Source organism: Pseudomonas sp. 13B_3.2_Bac1 (assembly GCF_025466205.1).
GTDB lineage: Bacteria > Pseudomonadota > Gammaproteobacteria > Pseudomonadales > Pseudomonadaceae > Aquipseudomonas > Aquipseudomonas fluorescens_H.
On sequence record NZ_JANLOG010000046.1, the window covers coordinates 161696 to 180522 of the forward strand.

Sequence of the window (18827 nt, forward strand, 5' to 3'; positions counted from 1 at the left end):
AGTGAGAGCGCGACAATGCCGATAAAAACTGCTGCTGCCAAGCATCCGCTTACCGCGCGCCTGAAAGCGCTGCTGTGCTGCGCCGCGTTGTTGCTGACCCCGGCAGTTTCTGCCATCGCCGGGCCGTTGAAAATGGGCGATCAAAGCGGTTTGATTCAGGCGTTGCTGCACGCGGCGGGCGAGGATCAGGATCTGGCCTACGGGTTGTCGTGGCATCCGTTTCTGGCCGGGACCACGCTGCTCGAAGCGCTGAGCGCCGGGGCGATCGACGTCGGTGTGGTGGGCAACGCGCCGCCAGTGTTTGCCCAGGCCGGCGGCTACGCGGTACGGATCATCGGCGTGGCAAGCGGTGCGCAAAACAACAATGCGCTGCTGGTGCCCGAAGGCTCCGAGGTGCGCAGCGTGGCTGACCTCAGAGGCAAGCGAATCGCAGTCGCCAAAGGCACCAGCGGCCATTATCTGTTGTTGGCCGCGCTGCATCAGGCCGGCCTCACACCGCGTGAGGTGAACATTGCCTATGTCAGCCCGGTGGACGCGCAGAACGCTTTTGCCGGCGGCAAACTCGATGCCTGGTCGGTGTGGTATCCCTTCGTCGGTCAGGCGACTTCGCGGGGAGCGCGAATTTTGCTCGATGGCAGCGCCTGGCCGGAAACCGGTCTGAACTTCACCGTTGCCAGCCAGCCTGCACTGGATGATCCCGAGCGCGCAGGGCAGGTGAGTGATCTGCTGGCCAGACTGGCCCGTGCTCAGAACTGGGCCACGGCCCATCCCGAAGACTGGGCCCGGGTGTTCGCGCAAACCACGCGGCTTCCCGTCGAGCTGGTGCGTGACATGCTCGCTCATCAGAACCTGCGGTACGTGCGAATTGAGCCTTCAGTCATTGCCTCGCAGCAGCGTCTGGCGGACATGTTTGCCACCGAACGCCTGATCCCGCATCCGCTGCAGGTCGAGCAAATGTTCGACGACCGCTTCAACCCCGTGCTGCCCACGCCCTGAATCCCTTTTTTCATGCCCCGTTCACCGTGCTGCTGCGCTGGCGGCCGGGGCTTACACGTCTGGAGAAAAGCTATGCCTGCTGTGCAAACCACCACGCTCAAACGCCAGAAGACCGGTCTGATCGCTGTCGATCATGCCCGCAGTGCCGGCGGCTACACCTTGTTCGCCCCGCAAACGGCGGACGGCCAAGTGTTTTTGATCGACCTTGACGGCGAGATCGTTCATCGCTGGAAACTGCCTCAGCGCCCAGGGCGCGACGCAGTGATCCTGCGCAACGGCAACCTTGGCTACAACGGCAACCATCCGGATTCGCCGGACCTGTTCCCGGGCTGGTCGGTGTGGCATGGCGGTGCGTTCAGCGAAGTCACCCCCGAAGGTGAGGTGGTCTGGGAGCACACCGATCTGCTGCATCACCACGACGCGCAATGGCTGGACAACGGCCACCTGCTGTACACCACCGCCGAGCCCTTGAGTGCGGATCTGGCCCGGCGTGTGCTCGGCGGCATTCCCGGCAGCGAGGCGCCGGGCGGGGTGATCTATGCCGATGTGGTCAAGGAGGTCGACCGTCAGGGCAACTTGGTCTGGGAGTGGCGCAGTTGGGAGCACCTGCGCCCCGAGGATTACCCGTTGCACGAATGCTTCGAGCGTCATCACTGGCCGATGACCAACGCCGTGACGCCGGGGCGCGACGGCAAGGTGATTCTCAGCCTGCGCAGCGTTTCCTCAGTGATTGCCGTGCAACGTGGCAGCGGTGAAGTGCTGTGGCGTCTGGGGCACGATCTGGTCGCGCAACAGCATTGCCCGAGCGAACTGGAAAACGGCAATGTTCTGGTGTTCGACAACGGCATCTTCCGCCCCCACATCAGCATGCCGCACTCGCGCATTATTGAAATCAACCCGGCCACCCAACGCATCGAATGGCAATACGCCGACACGCCAGGCTACGCGTTCTTCACCCCGTTCATGGGCGGCGCGCAACGTCTGCACAACGGCAACACGCTGGTGACCGAGGCCAACTTCGGTCGGTTGTTCGAAGTCACCCAGGCCGGCGAAGTGGTGTGGGAATACGTCAATCCGCACTTCGCCAGCTACCCCGACGCGCCGTCGCGACGCTACTTGCCGGGCGAGAACAACGCGATATTCCGTGCGCACCGTTATCAGCGCCAGGACCTTCCATGGCTGCGTGACTGAACACCCACTCAACCCACCGCAACGATCACGCTCACGCAAGCCACGCGCAGCGAAGTATCGACTCCTCTCGAAGAGCGGCTTGAGGCCGCTCCAGGAACCACCGATGAATCTTCTTTATTCGCGCACCTTTAACGCTGGCGCACTGAGCCTGTTCTCCCTGATGCCGTTTTCGCCGGCAACGGCCAATGACCTGCCGGCCAATTCCGATGTGCTGCAGACGGTCACGGTTGAGGCCCGACGCCGCAGCGAAGATGCCCAGCAAGTGCCCACGGCGATGAGCGTGCTCGGCGCACAAACCCTCGAGGAACAGCGCTTGTATCGCTTGCAGGATTTGCAGCAGGCGATGCCCAGCGTCAACGTCGCGTTCATGCACGCGCGGCAATCGAGCCTGTCGATTCGCGGCTTGGGCAACAACCCGGCCAGCGACGGCCTGGAGGGCAGCGCCGGGATCTATCTGGACAACGTCTATCTCGGCCGTCCCGGCATGGCAGTGTTCGATTTGCTGGATGTCGAGCAGATCGAGTTACTGCGCGGCCCGCAAGGCACCTTGTTCGGCAAGAACACCACGGCCGGGGTGCTGAACATCACCACGCGCCGCCCATCGTTTACGCCGCAAGGCAGCCTCTCCACCTCGGTGGGCGAGGATGGCTACACGCAAAATCAGGCGAGTGTTTCCGGACCGCTCAATGACACATTGGCGGGGCGCCTTGCGGTTTATCGCACTCATGAAAACGGCTACGTGAACAACGAGTACGACGGGCACACGCTGGGCGGCGGCGTTCGTCAGGGCGCGCGCGGGCAGTTGCTGTTCCAGCCCAACGAGGACTTTAATCTGCGCTGGCTGGCCGACTATCACGAAGAGGATTCCAGCGCCGGCACACGTTCGTTGTTCAGCACCGGGCCGACCATCAATGGCATCAACCGCTACGAACAGCGTGCAGCGGCGGTCGGGGCAACGCTGGTCAGCGGTCGTCGGGTCAATCTGGACGCCGATCAGAGCGTCAAGGTGTTTCAGGGCGGGACTTCGCTGGAGGCGAACTGGAATCTGCCTGATGGCTACACGCTGACGTCGATCAGCGCTTATCGGTGGTGGGATTTCACCCCGCGCAACGATGACGAACTCAACGTTGATGTGATGCACAACGTCGGGCAGTCCGCTCGCGATAAACAGTACTCGCAGGAGCTGCGACTGGCCTCCCCGGTGGGGGAACATTTCGACTATGTGCTCGGTGCTTACTACTTCCGCCAGGAAATGAACAACAGCGTCTTCACCGACTACGGCCCTCTGGCAGATACCTGGAACGGCACCCCGCAAGGTGCATTGAACAACGTCACCAGCTTAGGGCATGGCTATGTCGATACCGACAGCTTCGCCACATTTGCTCAGGGCACCTGGCATTTGACCCCTCGCCTGGATTTCACTTTGGGCCTGCGCGGCACGTATGAGCGCAAGCTGGCGGAGGTCACCCGCAACGCGCCTTTGGGTGGCAGTCCGGTCAGCGGCGCCGCAGCGGGCGCCCGGGCCGGAAGGGTCGGCGCTTACGATTCCGGTGACTTGAGCCTGTACAGTTTCAGCCCATCGGCACTGGCAAGCCTTGCCTGGCATGTGAACGATCAGGTGCTGGGCTATGCGTCGCTGTCCCACGGCGAAAAGTCGGGTGGTGTGAACCTCAGCGTCGCCAGTGCCCCGGTCGCCGGTGCCGACTCATTGTTGATCGGCAGCGAAAGGGCCAACGACGCCGAGCTGGGCATCAAAACCACGTTGCTCGATCAACGCCTGTTGCTCAACGCCAACCTGTTCTGGACGGTGGTGCATGGCTATCAGACCAATGCCTACGACGACGTCAATCTGACCAGCTATCTGACCAATGCCGGCTCGGTACGCAGTCGCGGGCTGGAACTCGACAGCAGTTGGCGCCCGCTGCGGGGCCTGACGATCAACCTCAATGGATCATGGAACGATGTGCGTTATCTGTCTTACGAGGATGCCCCATGCCCGGCCGAGATCGCCTTGCGTCCGGGGGCGCCGGCGGCCTGCGATCTGAGCGGGCATGCCGTGGTGGGCGCGTCGAAATGGATCTTCAACAGCAACGCCGCGTACCAGTGGAATCTGGACGACGGCTTGCAGCCCTACGTCAGTGGTAGCTACGCGTGGCGTTCCCATGCAGTCGGTACGGTGGATGACTCTGCGCAAGGTCAGTTGCCGGGATACGGCCTGGTGAACGTCGCCACCGGTGTGCGTGGCGACTGGGGCAGGGGGCAGTGGGACGTTTCGCTGTGGCTGAAAAACGCCTTCGACAAGACGTACTACACGACGCTGTGGAACTCACCCAACGGTGCGTACACCGGCGTGCTGGGTACGCCGCGAACCCTGGGAATGACCGCGCGTTATGATTTCTGAATGACGTCTGCGGGCGCTGGTTTCAATCACAAATTGCCGACGCCGCCGTCCACCAGCAATTCGGTCCCGACCACGTAAGCCGATTCATCAGAGGCCAGGTAAACGGCGGCTTTGGCCAGTTCCCACGGGGTTCCCATACGGCCGATCGGCACCAGTTGGCGAATCCGCTCGCGCAACGCCTGCTGCTCTGCGGCAGGCAAGCCGAGTTTGTCCAGCGCCGCCGTTTCAGTAGGGCCGGGGCTGAGGCCATTGACGCGAATGCCTCGCTGGATCAGTTCGCCGGAAAGCGTGCGCGCCAGCGACAGCAGCCCGGCCTTGCTGGCGGCATACGCACTGCTTTGCGCGAGACCAATCCTGGCACTGACGGAACCGCAGAGGATCACCGACGACGGATTGGCCAGCAGCGGCATCAGCGCCTGGATCAGGAAGAACGGGCCTTTGAGATTGGTCTGCATGAGCTGATCCCATGCCGCTTCGTCCCAATCTTCGATAGAGCGGTGAGTGACGTCACCGGCGTTGACGAACAGCACGTCCAGCCGCGGCCAGATTCCGGCCAGTTGGCGTGCCAACGCCTGTTGGCCAACGCTGTCGCCAGCATCGCTCTGGATCGCCAGCACAGCACCGCCCAGTTCGTGCCTGACAGCCTGCAAGGCACTTGCGCTGCGTCCAGTGACTGCGACTGTCGCGCCTTCCAGCACAAACTGGCGTGCGGTTTCCAAGCCGATGCCGGAGGTGCCGCCAGTGATCAACGCGAATTTGTTTTTCAGCCTCGACATGTCTTTCGCCTCTGCAACGGGTTGGATAGCCATTCTCAGAGCATTAGTATCCTTTGACCAGTAGGCACCTTTTGCATACCAAGGGACGGACTTGATCCTCATGAACACTCAACAACCGCTGCCAGACACCACGGATTTGCCGCTGAAACCGCTCGCGGGTTGCCCGATGGTCGATTTCGTCAATCTGATTTCCGGCAAGTGGGCCATTCCGATCCTGTACCGGCTGATCGTGCTGGACTGCCCTGTGCGCTTCAGTGATCTGCAGCGTGCGGTGGCGCCCATCACCCAGAAGGAACTGACGCGCCAGTTGCGCCTGTTTGAACAACGCGGGCTGGTGACGCGGACGGTTTTCGCGCAGGTACCGCCCCGGGTGGAATACCGGATCACGGCTCTTGGGAGCACTCTGCAAGGGACGCTGGACTCGCTGGCTGAATGGATGCGCATCAATGCCGATCAGCTTCGCCATCCCCAGTGCGAATAACGCGGATACCCAGGCGCTACGCTGCAAACAGGCCCCAGAACATGCCGATGACCACGACCGCCATCGCCGCTGTGCAACTCCAGCCCAGAACTTTAAGCCCGGGCGCAATGACAAAGGAGCCCATGATCTTCGGGTGCGATGCCATCAACATCATGATGAACATGATCGGCACTGCAATCACACCATTGACGACAGCGCTCCACAGCAACGCCTTGATCGGGTCAATCGGCGCAAAGCAGATCAACACACCCAATAAGGTCGACGCCGCGATGATGCTGTAAAACGCTTTGTCGGCCAGGGGTTTGGCCGACAGGCTGTTGCGCCAGTGAAATGTTCCGGCGACGGCGTACGCCGCAGAACCTGCCAGGACGGGAACCGCCAGTAGTCCTGTGCCAATGATGCCGGCGCTGAACAACCAGAAGGCGAACTCGCCGGCAATCGGTCGCAAGGCACTCGCGGCCTGCTCGGACGTCTGGATGTCCGTGAGGCCATGCAGGTGCAGGGTGACAGCGGTGGTCAGCATGATGAAAAACGCGACGATATTCGAGATCCCCATGCCGATCAGGGTGTCGGTATTGATGCGGGTGAAGTTGGCTTTTGCCTGGTTTGGCGCATCGATCAGTGACTGCGCCTGCGGATCGGCCTCCAGTTCTTCGACTTCCTGGGATGCCTGCCAGAAAAACAGATAAGGGCTGATGGTCGTGCCAAAAATGGCCACCACGATGGTGATGTACGCCGGTTTCCACGACAGCTGAGGCCAGACAGTGTGCTCAACGACCTGGCCCCAGGGAATGTGCACGGCAAACACGATCCCCACATAGGCCAGCAGCACCAGGGTCAGCCACTTGAGTACGCGCACGTAACGCTTATAGGGAATGAACACCTGCAGCAGCAGGGACACGACGCCGAAGCCAACGGCATAGAAGTGCGGCGATCCACCGATCAACAGCTTCAGTGCCGCCCCCATCGCGGCGATGTCCGCTGCAATATTGATGGTATTGGCAAACATCAACAGCGCGACGATCCCGAACAACAACGGGCGAGGGTAATGCCTTCGAATATTGGTCGCCAGCCCATGCCCGCTGACGCGACCGATCCTGGCACTGATGATCTGAATGCCGACCATCAACGGAAACGTCAAAAACAGGGTCCAGAGGGTATTCAGGCCGAATTGTGCGCCGGCTTGCGAGTAGGTGGCGATCCCGCTGGGATCATCATCCGCCGCACCCGTAATAAGCCCGGGCCCGAGTTTTTTTACCCATGAACCGTGGCTGACAACCGCAGGCTTCTCGAAGGGCGTTTTATTGTTCATTTTTTTCTCATGGAGAAGGACTGCCACACCTGTTTTGAATGATGTTTTTTTCAACAGGATTCAGAAACGCCTGAAGAGGCGTTGCCATGGGTGTGACTATAGACAGGATGTGCACCGAGCAGGGCAGGTCAAGCGGGAAATTTCCTACACAACGGAGTGACGAGTCCTACATTTTCGCCAGTGGCCGTCAGCGATGATTTTCAGCGGAACAAAGTGCTCGTCATTTTCTACGCCCTGAAAGACTCGCTGTCAGCATCGACCGTTACAAGTCAAACAATCGACGGTGTGTTTTCAATGTATTTCAGGTGCGAACTCAGAAGGGCGAGTAGTTGTTTCAAAAATAACTATCCCATCGAGATTCAGTCATGAAAAAGATTGTCGTTGTTACTGCCGCTACCGTTGTAATGGGTCTGGCTTCCCTGGCGAACGCCGCCACTCCGCCTACTGGCAACCCGGGCACTATTCGCTTCACCGGTGAGATCGTTTCCGGCGCGTGCGGTATCGATGCCAACTCCCTGGACCAGACCGTTCCACTGGGTCAGGTACCTGCCAACACCTTCAAGGCAATCGGCGATCGTTCGAGTCCTGAGAAGTTCGACATCGTTCTGACCGAGTGCGATACCTCGACTCAGAAAAACGCCCGTTTCACCTTCACCGGTGTGCAGGATCCAACCGTTCCAGAGCTGTTCGCTACTACCGGTCTGGCACAGAACGTCGGCATCCGCCTGCAGGCGAGTGCTGGCGAAATGCTCGACAACGGTAAAGAACAAGTGGCTCCGGTAGTTCTGCAGAACGGCAACAACACCGTTTCGTTTGCTGCCATGTACGAAGCGACGGCGGCCACCGTCACTACCGGTGAAGCTGACAGCGTTGCCAACTTCACAGTGGCTTACAACTGATAAGCCTTTATCAGTTGTAAGAGAAAGGGGTGCAAACCCCTTTTTTTATTGCGCTTGAATCATTCGATAGGGTTTCTCCCTTGTATCGTCGCACTTTCATTCTGTCCTCTCTTTGGTTGGCAATCAGCCAGGCACAGGCTGTCGAGTTCAATTCGGACTTTCTGAATATTGATAACGACAAGAATGTCAGCCTCGGGCAGTTTGTGCATGCCGACTACACCGTGCCCGGCACTTACTTGCTCGACATTGCTGTCAACCAACGGTACTTCGGCACGCGCTCGATTGAATTCAAACCCGGCGCTGACCCACAGCAGAGTTATGCCTGTCTGACGCTGGATCTGGTGCAGACCTTCGGCCTCAAGCCGCCACTGCTGGAAAGCCTGCCGCGTACGGCAAACGGGCAGTGCGTGGATCTGGCCAGCGTGCCCGGCGTAAGCATCAAATACCTGAAGAACCTGGCACGCCTGGCAATCAGTATTCCTCAGGCGTCGTTCGAGTACGACGATCCCAACTACATTCCGCCGCCAGCCTGGAGCAATGGCTTGAATGGCGCGCTGCTCGATTACCGGGTGATCGCCAACTCGCGTCAGTCATCGGCGTCTGGCAATTCCACTCGTTCGAATTCGGTGCAGAGCTACGGCACGGCCGGTCTGAACTTCAATACCTGGCGCGTGCGTGCGGACTATCAGGCTCAGGTGCGCAACGACAGCCAGGGTGATGACATCGGCGACAAACCGTTTCAGCTGAACCGCTTGTACGCCTATCGCGCGCTGCCCTCGATTCGCTCGAAATTGTCGGTGGGCGAGGATTACCTCAACTCGGACGTGTTCGATACCTTCGCCCTGCGTGGCGCGACCCTGAGCAGTGACGACCGTATGTTGCCGCCCAATCTGCGCGGCTATGCACCGTTGATCAGTGGTCTGGCACGCACCAATGCCACCGTCACGGTTTCCCAGCAGGGGCGCGTGCTGTATTCCACCACCGTGACCCCGGGCGCGTTCAGCATTCAGGACTTGAACAGCAGCGCCCAGGGCACGCTGGACGTCACTGTGCGCGAAGAGGACGGTACCGAGCAGAAATTTACCGTATCCACCGCAGCGGTGCCGTTCCTCGCCCGTGAAGGCGAGTTGCGCTACAAGCTGTCCGGCGGCCAGCCACGGCTGGACGGCGCGCGCGGGATCGAACCGGGTTTTGTCGCCTCTGAACTGGCGTACGGCTTGCCCCATGACTGGACCGCGTATGGCGGCGTCCTCGCTTCCTCGGGTTATCTGGCTCATGCCGTCGGGCTGGGCAAGGATCTGGGCGCGTTCGGCGCCTTGTCGGCCGACGTCACCACCTCCCGCGCCAAGTTGCGCTGGAACGGTGAGCAAGTCACCGGTAACTCTTACCGCATCAACTATTCCAAGCACTTCGATGGCATTGGCACCGATCTGCGCTTCCTCGGTTATCGCTTTTCCGACAAGACCTTCACCAACTTTTCGCAGTTTATCGGTGACCCCGACTCCTACTCGATGAACGCCGGCAAGCAGCGCTATTCGGTGATCCTCGCCAAGAGTTTCCCGTGGTTGTCCACCAGCCTGTCCTTCGACCATTCCACCTATTGGGATGCGCCGGATGCCGATCGGGTTGGCGTGTCGCTGGCGCGCAGTTTTTCCCTGGGCAACGTCAAGAACATCAACGTCAACCTGTCGGCGTACCAGACGCGCAATGCCTTGCAGAACGACTCGCAGATCTACCTCGGAGTGACCATTCCGCTGGGCGGCAATTCGACGATGTCGAGCAACATCCAGCACAGCGGTTCCGGTGGCTATGCCGGCAATGTCGGTTACAGCCACGACACTGGCGAGGGCGTGAACTATCAGGTTTACGGCGGCGTCGGCGACAACCGCTACGTCAATGCCTACGTCGGCAAACGCACCTCGACGTATCGCGCCAATGCCTCGGTCACCACCGATGGCAGTACCTACAGCTCGGCCACCGGTGAAATTGATAGCTCGCTGGTGGTGACCCGCTATGGCGTGGCGGCCCACGGCAACGGCTCGAACGGCGATACCCGATTGCTGGTGTCCACCGACGGCGTGCCGGACGTGGCGTTTGCCGGTCGTGCCCGAACCAACCAGGACGGTTACGCCGTCATGGATGGCCTGCCGTCGTTTCAGGCCTACGAGGCCCGGGTCAACATGGAAAAGCTGCCGCTCAACACTGAAGTCAGCAACCCGATTCAACGGCTGGCGCTGACCGAAGGCGCGATCGGCTACGTGAATTTCCCCGCGGGGCAGGGGCACAACGCGTTCGTCACGCTGCTGTTGGCAGATGGCAGTGCAGTGCCGTTCGGGGCCTCGATTCAGGACAGCAATACCAACAAGGAAGTGGGCATCGTCGGCGAGGACGGAGTGACGTACCTCTTGGGCGTGAAAACCGACGCTCGCCTTGTGGCGCGTTGGGACGACAGCAAAAGCTGCGCCCTGGCCGAACTGCCCGTCGAAGACATCGTGACCAATGTCTCGCATCCCTTGCGCTGCCTGTAGGGCGGCGCCCTGACTTTCTGGAGATTTCCTATGAATTGCCAACCCAACTTGCAGCGCTGTAAATCGCTGCTCCTGACGCTGTCCATGAGTCTGCCGCTACTGGCCAACGCCGCGGTGGTGCCGGATCGGACCCGGGTGATTTTCGAAGAAGGCGCGCCGTCGGTGAGTGTCACCGTCGGCAATCGCAGCCCGGAACTGCCCTTCGTCATTCAGTCATGGATCGAGGATGAAAGCGGCAAGAAAATCAGCTCGCCATTCATGGTGCTGCCGCCGCTGCAACGGATCGAGGCCAAGGAAAGCACGATTCTGCGCATCGTCAAACTGCCCGATACCGTGTTGCCCACGGATCGCGAATCGGTGTTCTACCTGAACATCCGCGAGATTCCGCCCAAGACTCAGGCGGTCAACGCGATGCAGATTGCGCTGCAGTCGAAAATCAAGCTGTTCTACCGTCCGAGCGGAGTGAAAAGAGAGCGGGGCGCTGATCTGGCGTTGGGGTTGAACATCAGGATCGACCCGGCTGCCAAGGCGTTGCTGGTGGATAACCCGACGCCGTTTCACATCACCATCGTCGGATTGCAGGCAGGCCCCGAGAAGACCGCGATGCCGATCGACACGGTGATGCTCAAACCGATGAGCAATACCCGTTTTGCGTTGAGCCAAACCGGGTTCAACACCTTGCGGGTGCTGAACATGAACGACTTCGGTGGTCAGACTGATTCGCTGTTCCAGTGCGCCGCCAACGTGTGCAAGGGCGTGCAGAAATGACGGGCTGGTTGCGCCGGCATCGACGCAAGGCGCTGCAAGTGTGCGTCGCGTCGTTGCTGCTGGGGTTTTCCCAGGCGTCGATGGCGCTGTTCTGCAAGTCGATGACCAATGGCGACTATCTGAGCGAATACATCGGCCCAGTATCGGTGCCGGACAGTGTGCCCGACGGTACGATCATCTGGCGTTCAAGAACCCAGGTGGTGCCGGCCCAGTGCTGGAAGCCGTACGATATACACTTTGCCGAAAATGATCCGATCTATTTCTACGGCAACCCGGCACGCCTGGACGCCACGCCATGGGGCATCGAGTTCGGTCTGGTGTACCGAGGCGTCACGGCGTGGGATGGCGACTGGAGTTCCAACCCGGCGATGGGCGTCAACACCGGGTTCGTTTCTCCGGGATGTCCGACGGCGGGCACCGCCGATGAGGTTAAAGCCTGTTCGATGGTCTACCCCAACATCGCGTTTCAGGTGGTGATCCGCAAACGCGGACTGCTACCGTTGCAGCGTCCGACGCAGGATACCTACGACGTGTTCCAGTTCGACGGTCTATACGGTCTGAACGGCGGGCCGTCCAACCCGTCCGGCAACTTCCGTTATCAGCTCAGCGGTTTGCAGAACATCGTCGGCACTGCCTGCACGGTTGATGTCACCGTGACGCCGGAGCCGGGCATCGTCGACTTCGGCGTGGTGCAGAAAACCAGCACCGGTTTCTCGCCGCCCAACCCGACCAAGCCGTTCAGCCTGGCGCTGGACAAGCATTGCAGCACGCCGGTCAATATCGGTGCGACGTTCGTGACGGCCAACCAGCAGGGCGAATACAACATTCTGCCGGCGGCGGACAGCCAGTTCGCGATCCAGATTCGTGATGCGAAAAACAACTTGCTGCCGATCAACGAACCGTTCGACCTGGCCAGTTTTGCCGCGGACGTGAGCCATATCGACGTGCCATTGAGCGCGTCCATGGTGTCGCTGGGTGACCCGCAGGTCGGGCCGTTCAATGCCATCGTGGTGGTGCAGGTCGTGTATCACTGATCTCGACGGCTCGGGCACAGAGGACGCCGGAACAAGTCTTGGGAAATTTCCTACATGACGCAGAGATAAATCCTTCCTCGAAAGGCCCGCCTAACCGCCATCATTGTGCCTTCAGGTTTGCAAAATAATGGAGGTGACGATGACCACCCCACGTGTTCTGGTGATGGAAAAACATGGGTTCGAGCGCAATATTCTGGGCAGGATGTTGCGCCAACTCGGCATACATGACGTGCTGCAAGCCGAAGATGCCGAGCAGGCGATGATCGCCATGCAACGCAGCGGCGGCGTCGATATCGTTCTGTGTGACCTCGGGGGCAAGGGGCTCGACTGCCTGGAGCTGTTGCGTTATGCCAGTCCGATCGGACTGGTCAAAGCCGTGGCCCTGTTCAGCGAACACCAGCCGGAATTGCGTCGTGCGGTGGGGCAGATGGCGAGTCTGTCGGGCCTGCAATTGCTCGGTGTTCTCGATGTGCCGTTGCAATTGGGTGCGCTGAGCCGGCTGCTCAAGCGTTACCGTTGTCCGCCGCCGCCTCTATTGCAGGCGTTGGCCGTCACCGAGTTGCCCAGCGAGGAAGAGGTGCGCCGGGGCCTGGCCATGGGCGAGTTCCGTGGCTGGTTCCAGCCCAAGCGTGTGATGAGGGACGGCCGGCTGGCCGGTGCCGAGGCATTGGTGCGCTGGGAACATCCTGAAAAAGGACTGTTGTTACCCAAGGACTTTCTCGCTGCGGTGCTGGCCTACGACTTGATTGACGAGATGTTCAAGCAGTTGTTCGAGCAGGGGCTGAACATTCTCGGTATTTTGCGCCGACAGGGAATTGCCCTGGAAATGGCGTTCAACCTGCACGCTTCGCAATTGTCCAGCCCGAGTCTGATCGAGCACATTCAGCGCACCTTGCAGCGTCATGGCATTTGCGGGTCGGCCCTGATGTTCGAGCTGGCGGAGAACGGTCTGCTGGATCTGCATGCCCAGGTTCAGGAAAACCTGCTGCACATGCGCATGCTGGGGTGTGGTCTGTCGATCGATGATTTCGGCTCGGGTTTCTCGTCACTGAAGCTGTTGTGCCAACTGCCATTCAACCAGATCAAGCTCGATGGCCAGTTCGTGCATAACTTGAGTGAACCGCGAAATCGCGCCATGGTGGCCAGCACACTGGCACTGGCCCGGTCGCTGGACATGACCCTGGTGATCGAAGGTGTCAGCAGCCGGCAAATTCGTGATGCACTGGTCGCCATGGGCTGCCAGATTGGCCAGGGTTTTTACCTGGCCAGGCCGATGTCCGGCCACGACCTGCTGCAATGGTTGCACCAGGCAGCATTCGAGGCGCAGAACGTGCCCTCAGATTAGGCGGACGCCTTCCAGAAATTTCCTACAATTCAGTCGGGTTCGTGTACTTTTGTTGAGCTATCGACTGGCCGACGGGTTCATCGTTGCACCATGGACGTCTTGTCACCGGAGTCATCCGGCGTGTCTTACAGGGGTTTACATGTATAAAGCTTTGATTGTGGATGACCATCCGTTCATTCGCTCTTCGGTCAAGATGCTGTTGCAGCACGAGCAGTTCGAAGTGGTCGCCGAGGCTGACAACGGTGCCGACGCCGTGCAACTGGCCCGCGAACACTTGCCGGATCTGATCATTCTCGACATCGCCATCCCAAGGCTCGATGGGCTTGAAGTGCTCAGCCGTATCGCCGCATTGCGCCTGCCCAGCAAGATTCTGGTGCTGACCTCGCAGTCAGCGCTGTTCTATTCGATGCGCTGCATGAAGGCCGGCGCCGCCGGTTTCATTTCCAAGACCAATGAGCTGGATGAGTTGGTCAAGGCGATCAAGACTGTGATGGACGGTTACACCTTCTTCCCCAATCTGGCCAACAGCTCGGTGCGCCGCAGCGATGTCGAAGCGACCGATCTGGAGTTGATCCAAAGTCTGTCGGATCGTGAGCTGGTGATTCTGCAGCAACTCTCCATGGGGCTGACCAACAAGGAAATCGGTGACGCGATGCTGATCAGCAACAAGACCGTGAGCACTTACAAAACCCGCCTGATCGAAAAGCTCAACGTCAAGTCGGTGGTGTACCTGGCTGACTTCGCCAAGCGTAACAACCTCATCTGAATGAACAGACTTCTGAAACGTTGCCTGGCAGGCGCGGTGCTGTTCTGTTCGCTGGCCGGTGGCCTGGCGTGGGCGGCTCCGCCACAGAGCCTGCACCTGCTCGGGCGCTCCAGCGTGGGCGATTACAGCGTCGGCCTGGATGAGGCCGACTGGAGCTGGCTGCGCAGCAAAGGCACGTTGGTGCTCGGGTCTGCGGCACCGGATTACTTGCCGTTCAGTATCACCACCAATGGTCGGGATTATGAAGGCGTAACGGCCGACTACGCCCATTTGCTCGGCGAGCTGTTGCACGTCAAAGTCAGAGTGCAGCGCTACTCATCGCGGGCCGAGGTGTTGTCGGCGCTCAAGGCCGGTGACATCGACCTGCTGGGCAATGCCAACGAGTTTGAAGCCGCCGACCCCGAACTGGTGCTGTCCGAGGCCTACGCCGAAGATCAGCCGACGCTGGTCAGCCGGGTGGGCGACAGCCAGAACCTTGATCCGGAGCTGGCCGACAAGCGTGTCGCCATGCTCTATCACTACTTGCCGCCAGAGACCGTCGAAGCCTTTTATCCAAAAGCGAAGCTGCAGCTGTATCCGTCAACGCTCAGCGCTCTTGGCGCGGTGGCATTCGGGCAGGCTGATGTGTACCTCGGCGATGCGATCAGTGCCAATTACCTGATCAACAAGAACTACCTGAACAACGTGCAACTGGCCGACTTTTCGCGGATGGAAGTGAGCAACTTCTCGTTCGCCCTGAGCCGCAACAATCCGCGTCTGCTGCGCATCATCAACGCCGCGCTGCTGGAGATTCCGGTCACCGAACGCATGACCATCCTGCGCCGCTGGAGCGCCGGCGGCGCAAGCATGCCGGGCCAGCATCAGTTGCATTTCAGCGTCAGCGAACAGCGCTGGCTCGACAAGCATCCACGGCTGCGCGTGGTCGTCGACGACAGTTTTCTGCCGTTGTCCTTTTATACCGAGGAAGGCGAGTTTCGCGGGATCAGCGCCGACGTGCTGTCCAAGGTTTCGTTGCGCACCGGGTTGAAGTTCGATGTGCAGCGGGTGAACTCGGTTGGCGAAATGATCGAATCGATCGTCAGCAACAAGGCTGACCTGCTGATCACCCTGACGCCCAGCGCCGAGCGCGAAAATGTCCTGCGCTTCACCCGGCCGTACCTCGCCACGCCATTTGTGCTCGTCAGCCGCACGACGCCCGGCAGCCCGAGCACGCTGGACGACATGGCGGGCAAACGTCTGGCGGTGATCACCGGTAATGCCACGCGCGACATGCTTACCGAGCAATACCCGAACATCCACCTGGTCGATGCCGATAACGCGCAGGACGCCATGGCCATGGTGGTCAACGGCGAGGCCGACGCGGCCGTCAATTCGCTGATTACCGCGCGTTACATGATTTCCCGCCAGTACCGTGATCGCCTGCGTATTACCAGCACCGTGGGGGTGATGAATGCCCGGATCGCATTTGCCACCGCCCGTGGCTCGCTGGAGCTGTATTCGATTCTGGACAAGGCTTTGCTGAGTATCGCCCCGGAAGAAATGGACGAATTGACCAACCGCTGGCGCAGTGAAGTGGTGGTGGGCGACAGCTATTGGCTGCGTAATCGCACGGCGATCATTCAGGGCTTTGTCGCGGCTGCCGCACTGTTGTTGATTGCGCTGGGCTGGATCGCCTACCTGCGGATGCTGATGCGCAAGCGCAAGCAGGCCGAGCAGGCGTTGAACGATCAGGTCGAGTTCATGCGGGTACTGATCGACGGCACGCCGCATCCGATTTATGTGCGCGATCGTGAAGGGCGCTTGTTGATCTGCAACACCGGTTATCTGCAGGTGTTCGGTGTCGAGCGCGAGCAGGTGATCGGCAAGACGGTACTTGAAGGCGTGCTGGGCAATCCGGATGAAGCGGCGACCTATCACCGCGATTACCAGCAGGTCATGCAGGACGGCTTGCCACAGATTCAGGATCGCAGTCTGAGCATGGTCGACGGTCGGGTGCTGACCATTTACCACTGGATGCTGCCGTATCGCAGCAGCAATGGCGACGTCAGCGGAATGATTGCCGGCTGGATCGACGTCAGCGAGCGCCAGCGTCTGCTCGCCGAGTTGCGCGAAGCCAAGGAGGGGGCCGATGACGCCAACCGCGCCAAGACTACGTTCCTCGCGACCATGAGCCATGAAATCCGTACACCAATGAATGCGGTGATCGGCATGCTGGAACTGGCGCTGAAAAAAGCCGATCAAGGGGTGATGGATCGCTTTGCCATCGAAGTCGCCTCCGGCGCCGCTCGCGGCTTGCTCGATTTGATCGGCGATATCCTCGACATTGCCCGCATCGAATCTGGGCGCCTGTCGCTGGCGCCGGAGCGCGCCAACTTGCGCGAGTTGCTCGAATCGGTGGTGCGCATTTTCGAAGGGCTGGCGCGGCAGAAGCATCTGCAACTGCAACTGGACCTGGATGCGCGGGCCAATCGTGATGTGCTGGTCGATCCCTTGCGCTTCAAGCAGATCATTTCCAACCTGTTGAGCAACGCCATCAAGTTCACCGCCGAAGGGCAGGTGCGCCTGAGCGTGCGGGTCGAGCCTCAAGCCGATGATCAGCACCTGAGTGTGGTCATCCGGGTCGAAGATACTGGGCACGGGATCAGTGAAGAGGATCAGAAACGCCTGTTCAGTCCGTTCACCCAGGCCGCCAACCACAACCAGTCCGCACGCAGCGGTTCTGGCCTGGGGCTGATGATCAGCCGCACGCTGTGCGAAATGATGGGCGGCCAGTTGACGCTGACCAGTGTGTTGCACAAGGGCACGCAGATCGAAGTCACGCTGGATCTGACCACCCTCGAACCGCTGGCGGAACTGCCGCCGGCAGAAACCGAGAACCGTGGATCCGGGCAAAGCCTGAATATTCTGGTGATCGACGATTACCCGGCCAACCGTCTGTTGCTGTCACAGCAATTGAGTTATCTGGGGCATCGGGTGGTTGACGCCGAAGACGGTGCTCATGGTCTTCGGGCCTGGCGCAACGGCAACTTCGATGTGGTCATCACCGACTGCAACATGCCGATCATGAATGGCTACGACCTGGCCCGGGCCATCCGTGACGATGAAGCCGCGCGCGGGTTAAAGCCAAAATTGATTCTCGGTTTCACGGCTAACGCACAGCCGGAGGAAAAGGATCGCTGCCGCGAGGCGGGGATGGATGATTGCCTGTTCAAACCCATCAGCCTGAAGAACCTCACTGCGCGGCTGAGCCAGGTGATGGGCGACGAAACGCCGGTGGAGGTCAGTGCCGAGCCGGTGCCCGAATCCACCGAAGTGATGGATCTTGCCAGCCTGGAGCAACTGACCCGTGGCGACGTGGCGTCGATCAAGAGTCTGTTGGGCGACCTGGCCAGCAGCAACAGCGAAGACATGGCGCGACTGATGCAGTTGTTCAGCAAACATGATTTGCCGGGGCTGGCCGACCTGGCCCATCGGGTCAAGGGCGGGGCACGCATCATCAAGGCCAACGCGCTGATCCACAGTTGCGAGGCGCTGGAAACGGCCTGCAACGGCGCGGACTCCGTGCAGGTGACCGAGGCGGTGGATGCCTTGCATCAACACATGGATCGCCTGGCCGAGCACCTGGAAAACTATCTCGCCTGATCCATCGTAACGCCAAGGGCGGCGGGCCATTGCCTGTCGCCCGCGCTCTGTACTTCCCAGCACTTTCCCCCCAAAACACCAGCCTTATGCCTGAGGCCGGTTTGGGGCAGTCCTGCGCGCAAATTTTTTTTTCAAAGCGTTGCTTGGGAAACGTCCTACAGAGCGGCTTGCAGCCTTCGGATAGTTTGTCGGCACTGACTGTGCACAGGCAGTTCCACAAGCATCAATCCGCAGGGGAGAGGTTGCCCCGGGATTACTTATTCAGGCTGGAGCAGTAGATGACGAATACACAACGGGTAGGTACGTGGGCAGCGTTGCTGGCACTGGTCGCTGCGCTGAGTGCCTGCGCCAGCGCGCCGGCACCGGACGATCAGATTGTCCTGGCGAAAAACGCTGTCAATCGTGCCGTTTCGGCAGACGCCACGCAGTACGCGCCGCTGCAAATGAAAGCCGCTCAGGACAAGCTGTTCCTGATGGAACGGGCCATGGGCGAACGTAACTTCGTACAGGCGCGGACTCTGGCCGAACAGATTGAGGTCGACGCTAACCTGGCTGAACGCCAGGCGCGTGCGGTGAAGTGGCAGCAACAATTACAGCAGTCCCGCGCCGGCATCCAGGTGCTCAAACAGGAAATGCTGCAGGCCCCGGATACGGGTTTCACCCCATCGGCCAATGCCGGCGAATAAGG

At 60.1% G+C, this 18827-nt stretch carries 14 protein-coding genes; 12 read left to right on the top strand and 2 right to left on the bottom strand.

Annotated elements, in window-relative coordinates; genetic code table 11:
- The first annotated feature begins 15 nt into the window (after positions 1–15).
- The 3 genes from NTD85_RS07305 (at position 16) to NTD85_RS07315 (ending at position 4588) form a co-directional block, all read left to right on the top strand.
- Positions 16–996, top strand: coding sequence for an ABC transporter substrate-binding protein (locus tag NTD85_RS07305; RefSeq protein ID WP_262141826.1), 981 nt, complete (start codon positions 16–18; stop codon positions 994–996).
- Positions 997–1068: 72 nt separating this feature from the next.
- Positions 1069–2187 carry an aryl-sulfate sulfotransferase gene (locus tag NTD85_RS07310; RefSeq protein ID WP_262141827.1) on the top strand — a complete coding sequence of 373 codons (1119 nt, stop codon included), beginning with the start codon at positions 1069–1071 and terminating at the stop codon, positions 2185–2187.
- A gap of 160 nt (positions 2188–2347) precedes the next feature.
- Positions 2348–4588, top strand: coding sequence for a TonB-dependent receptor (locus NTD85_RS07315; RefSeq protein ID WP_262141874.1), 2241 nt, complete (start codon positions 2348–2350; stop codon positions 4586–4588).
- Between the two features lie 26 nt (positions 4589–4614).
- On the opposite strand, the gene NTD85_RS07320 is transcribed toward NTD85_RS07315, so the two are convergent.
- Positions 4615–5364 carry an SDR family oxidoreductase gene (locus NTD85_RS07320; RefSeq protein ID WP_262141828.1) on the bottom strand — a complete coding sequence of 250 codons (750 nt, stop codon included), beginning with the start codon at positions 5362–5364 and terminating at the stop codon, positions 4615–4617.
- A gap of 100 nt (positions 5365–5464) precedes the next feature.
- Between NTD85_RS07320 and NTD85_RS07325 the strand changes: the two genes are divergently transcribed.
- Positions 5465–5845, top strand: coding sequence for a winged helix-turn-helix transcriptional regulator (locus tag NTD85_RS07325; protein WP_201138509.1), 381 nt, complete (start codon positions 5465–5467; stop codon positions 5843–5845).
- Between the two features lie 16 nt (positions 5846–5861).
- Here the strand turns inward: NTD85_RS07325 and NTD85_RS07330 are convergent, their stop codons facing one another.
- Positions 5862–7157 (bottom strand): NRAMP family divalent metal transporter, encoded by a 1296-nt coding sequence (locus tag NTD85_RS07330; RefSeq protein WP_262141829.1) that lies wholly within the window; start codon positions 7155–7157, stop codon positions 5862–5864.
- 365 nt (positions 7158–7522) lie between these two features.
- Here NTD85_RS07330 and NTD85_RS07335 point away from each other — a divergent pair, with 365 nt between their 5' ends.
- From NTD85_RS07335 to NTD85_RS07370, 8 genes are all read left to right on the top strand, one after another.
- Positions 7523–8056 (top strand): fimbrial protein, encoded by a 534-nt coding sequence (locus NTD85_RS07335; protein ID WP_103483453.1) that lies wholly within the window; start codon positions 7523–7525, stop codon positions 8054–8056.
- An 80-nt stretch (positions 8057–8136) separates the two neighbouring features.
- Positions 8137–10584 carry a fimbria/pilus outer membrane usher protein gene (locus NTD85_RS07340; RefSeq protein WP_262141830.1) on the top strand — a complete coding sequence of 816 codons (2448 nt, stop codon included), beginning with the start codon at positions 8137–8139 and terminating at the stop codon, positions 10582–10584.
- Positions 10585–10614: 30 nt separating this feature from the next.
- The gene (locus NTD85_RS07345) at positions 10615–11352 is read left to right on the top strand and encodes a molecular chaperone (RefSeq protein WP_226499326.1); all 738 of its coding nucleotides are present in this window, start codon (positions 10615–10617) and stop codon (positions 11350–11352) included.
- Positions 11349–12386 (top strand): fimbrial protein, encoded by a 1038-nt coding sequence (locus tag NTD85_RS07350; RefSeq protein WP_201137654.1) that lies wholly within the window; start codon positions 11349–11351, stop codon positions 12384–12386. Before NTD85_RS07345 ends, NTD85_RS07350 begins: the two co-directional genes overlap by 4 nt.
- A 139-nt stretch (positions 12387–12525) precedes the next feature.
- Positions 12526–13731, top strand: a complete 1206-nt coding sequence (locus NTD85_RS07355; protein ID WP_262141831.1) for an EAL domain-containing protein — start codon at positions 12526–12528, stop codon at positions 13729–13731.
- A gap of 139 nt (positions 13732–13870) precedes the next feature.
- The gene (locus NTD85_RS07360) at positions 13871–14497 is read left to right on the top strand and encodes a response regulator transcription factor (RefSeq protein WP_103483451.1); all 627 of its coding nucleotides are present in this window, start codon (positions 13871–13873) and stop codon (positions 14495–14497) included.
- Positions 14498–18139, top strand: coding sequence for a transporter substrate-binding domain-containing protein (locus tag NTD85_RS07365; RefSeq protein WP_262141833.1), 3642 nt, complete (start codon positions 14498–14500; stop codon positions 18137–18139).
- Positions 18140–18417: 278 nt separating this feature from the next.
- Entirely contained in the window at positions 18418–18825 is a 408-nt protein-coding gene (locus tag NTD85_RS07370; protein WP_103483449.1) for a DUF4398 domain-containing protein, read from the top strand.
- The last annotated feature ends 2 nt before the right edge of the window (positions 18826–18827 follow it).

What these genes read in the sequence shown, in the direction of transcription:
- NTD85_RS07305 (WP_262141826.1), top strand. Translation starts at nt 16, where the DNA reads ATGCCGATAAAAACTGCTGCTGCCAAGCATCCGCTTACCGCGCGCCTG.
- NTD85_RS07310 (WP_262141827.1), top strand. Translation starts at nt 1,069, where the DNA reads ATGCCTGCTGTGCAAACCACCACGCTCAAACGCCAGAAGACCGGTCTG.
- NTD85_RS07315 (WP_262141874.1), top strand. Translation starts at nt 2,348, where the DNA reads ATGCCGTTTTCGCCGGCAACGGCCAATGACCTGCCGGCCAATTCCGAT.
- NTD85_RS07320 (WP_262141828.1), bottom strand. Translation starts at nt 5,364, where the DNA reads ATGTCGAGGCTGAAAAACAAATTCGCGTTGATCACTGGCGGCACCTCC.
- NTD85_RS07325 (WP_201138509.1), top strand. Translation starts at nt 5,465, where the DNA reads ATGAACACTCAACAACCGCTGCCAGACACCACGGATTTGCCGCTGAAA.
- NTD85_RS07330 (WP_262141829.1), bottom strand. Translation starts at nt 7,157, where the DNA reads ATGAACAATAAAACGCCCTTCGAGAAGCCTGCGGTTGTCAGCCACGGT.
- NTD85_RS07335 (WP_103483453.1), top strand. Translation starts at nt 7,523, where the DNA reads ATGAAAAAGATTGTCGTTGTTACTGCCGCTACCGTTGTAATGGGTCTG.
- NTD85_RS07345 (WP_226499326.1), top strand. Translation starts at nt 10,615, where the DNA reads ATGAATTGCCAACCCAACTTGCAGCGCTGTAAATCGCTGCTCCTGACG.
- NTD85_RS07350 (WP_201137654.1), top strand. Translation starts at nt 11,349, where the DNA reads ATGACGGGCTGGTTGCGCCGGCATCGACGCAAGGCGCTGCAAGTGTGC.
- NTD85_RS07355 (WP_262141831.1), top strand. Translation starts at nt 12,526, where the DNA reads ATGACCACCCCACGTGTTCTGGTGATGGAAAAACATGGGTTCGAGCGC.
- NTD85_RS07360 (WP_103483451.1), top strand. Translation starts at nt 13,871, where the DNA reads ATGTATAAAGCTTTGATTGTGGATGACCATCCGTTCATTCGCTCTTCG.
- NTD85_RS07365 (WP_262141833.1), top strand. Translation starts at nt 14,498, where the DNA reads ATGAACAGACTTCTGAAACGTTGCCTGGCAGGCGCGGTGCTGTTCTGT.
- NTD85_RS07370 (WP_103483449.1), top strand. Translation starts at nt 18,418, where the DNA reads ATGACGAATACACAACGGGTAGGTACGTGGGCAGCGTTGCTGGCACTG.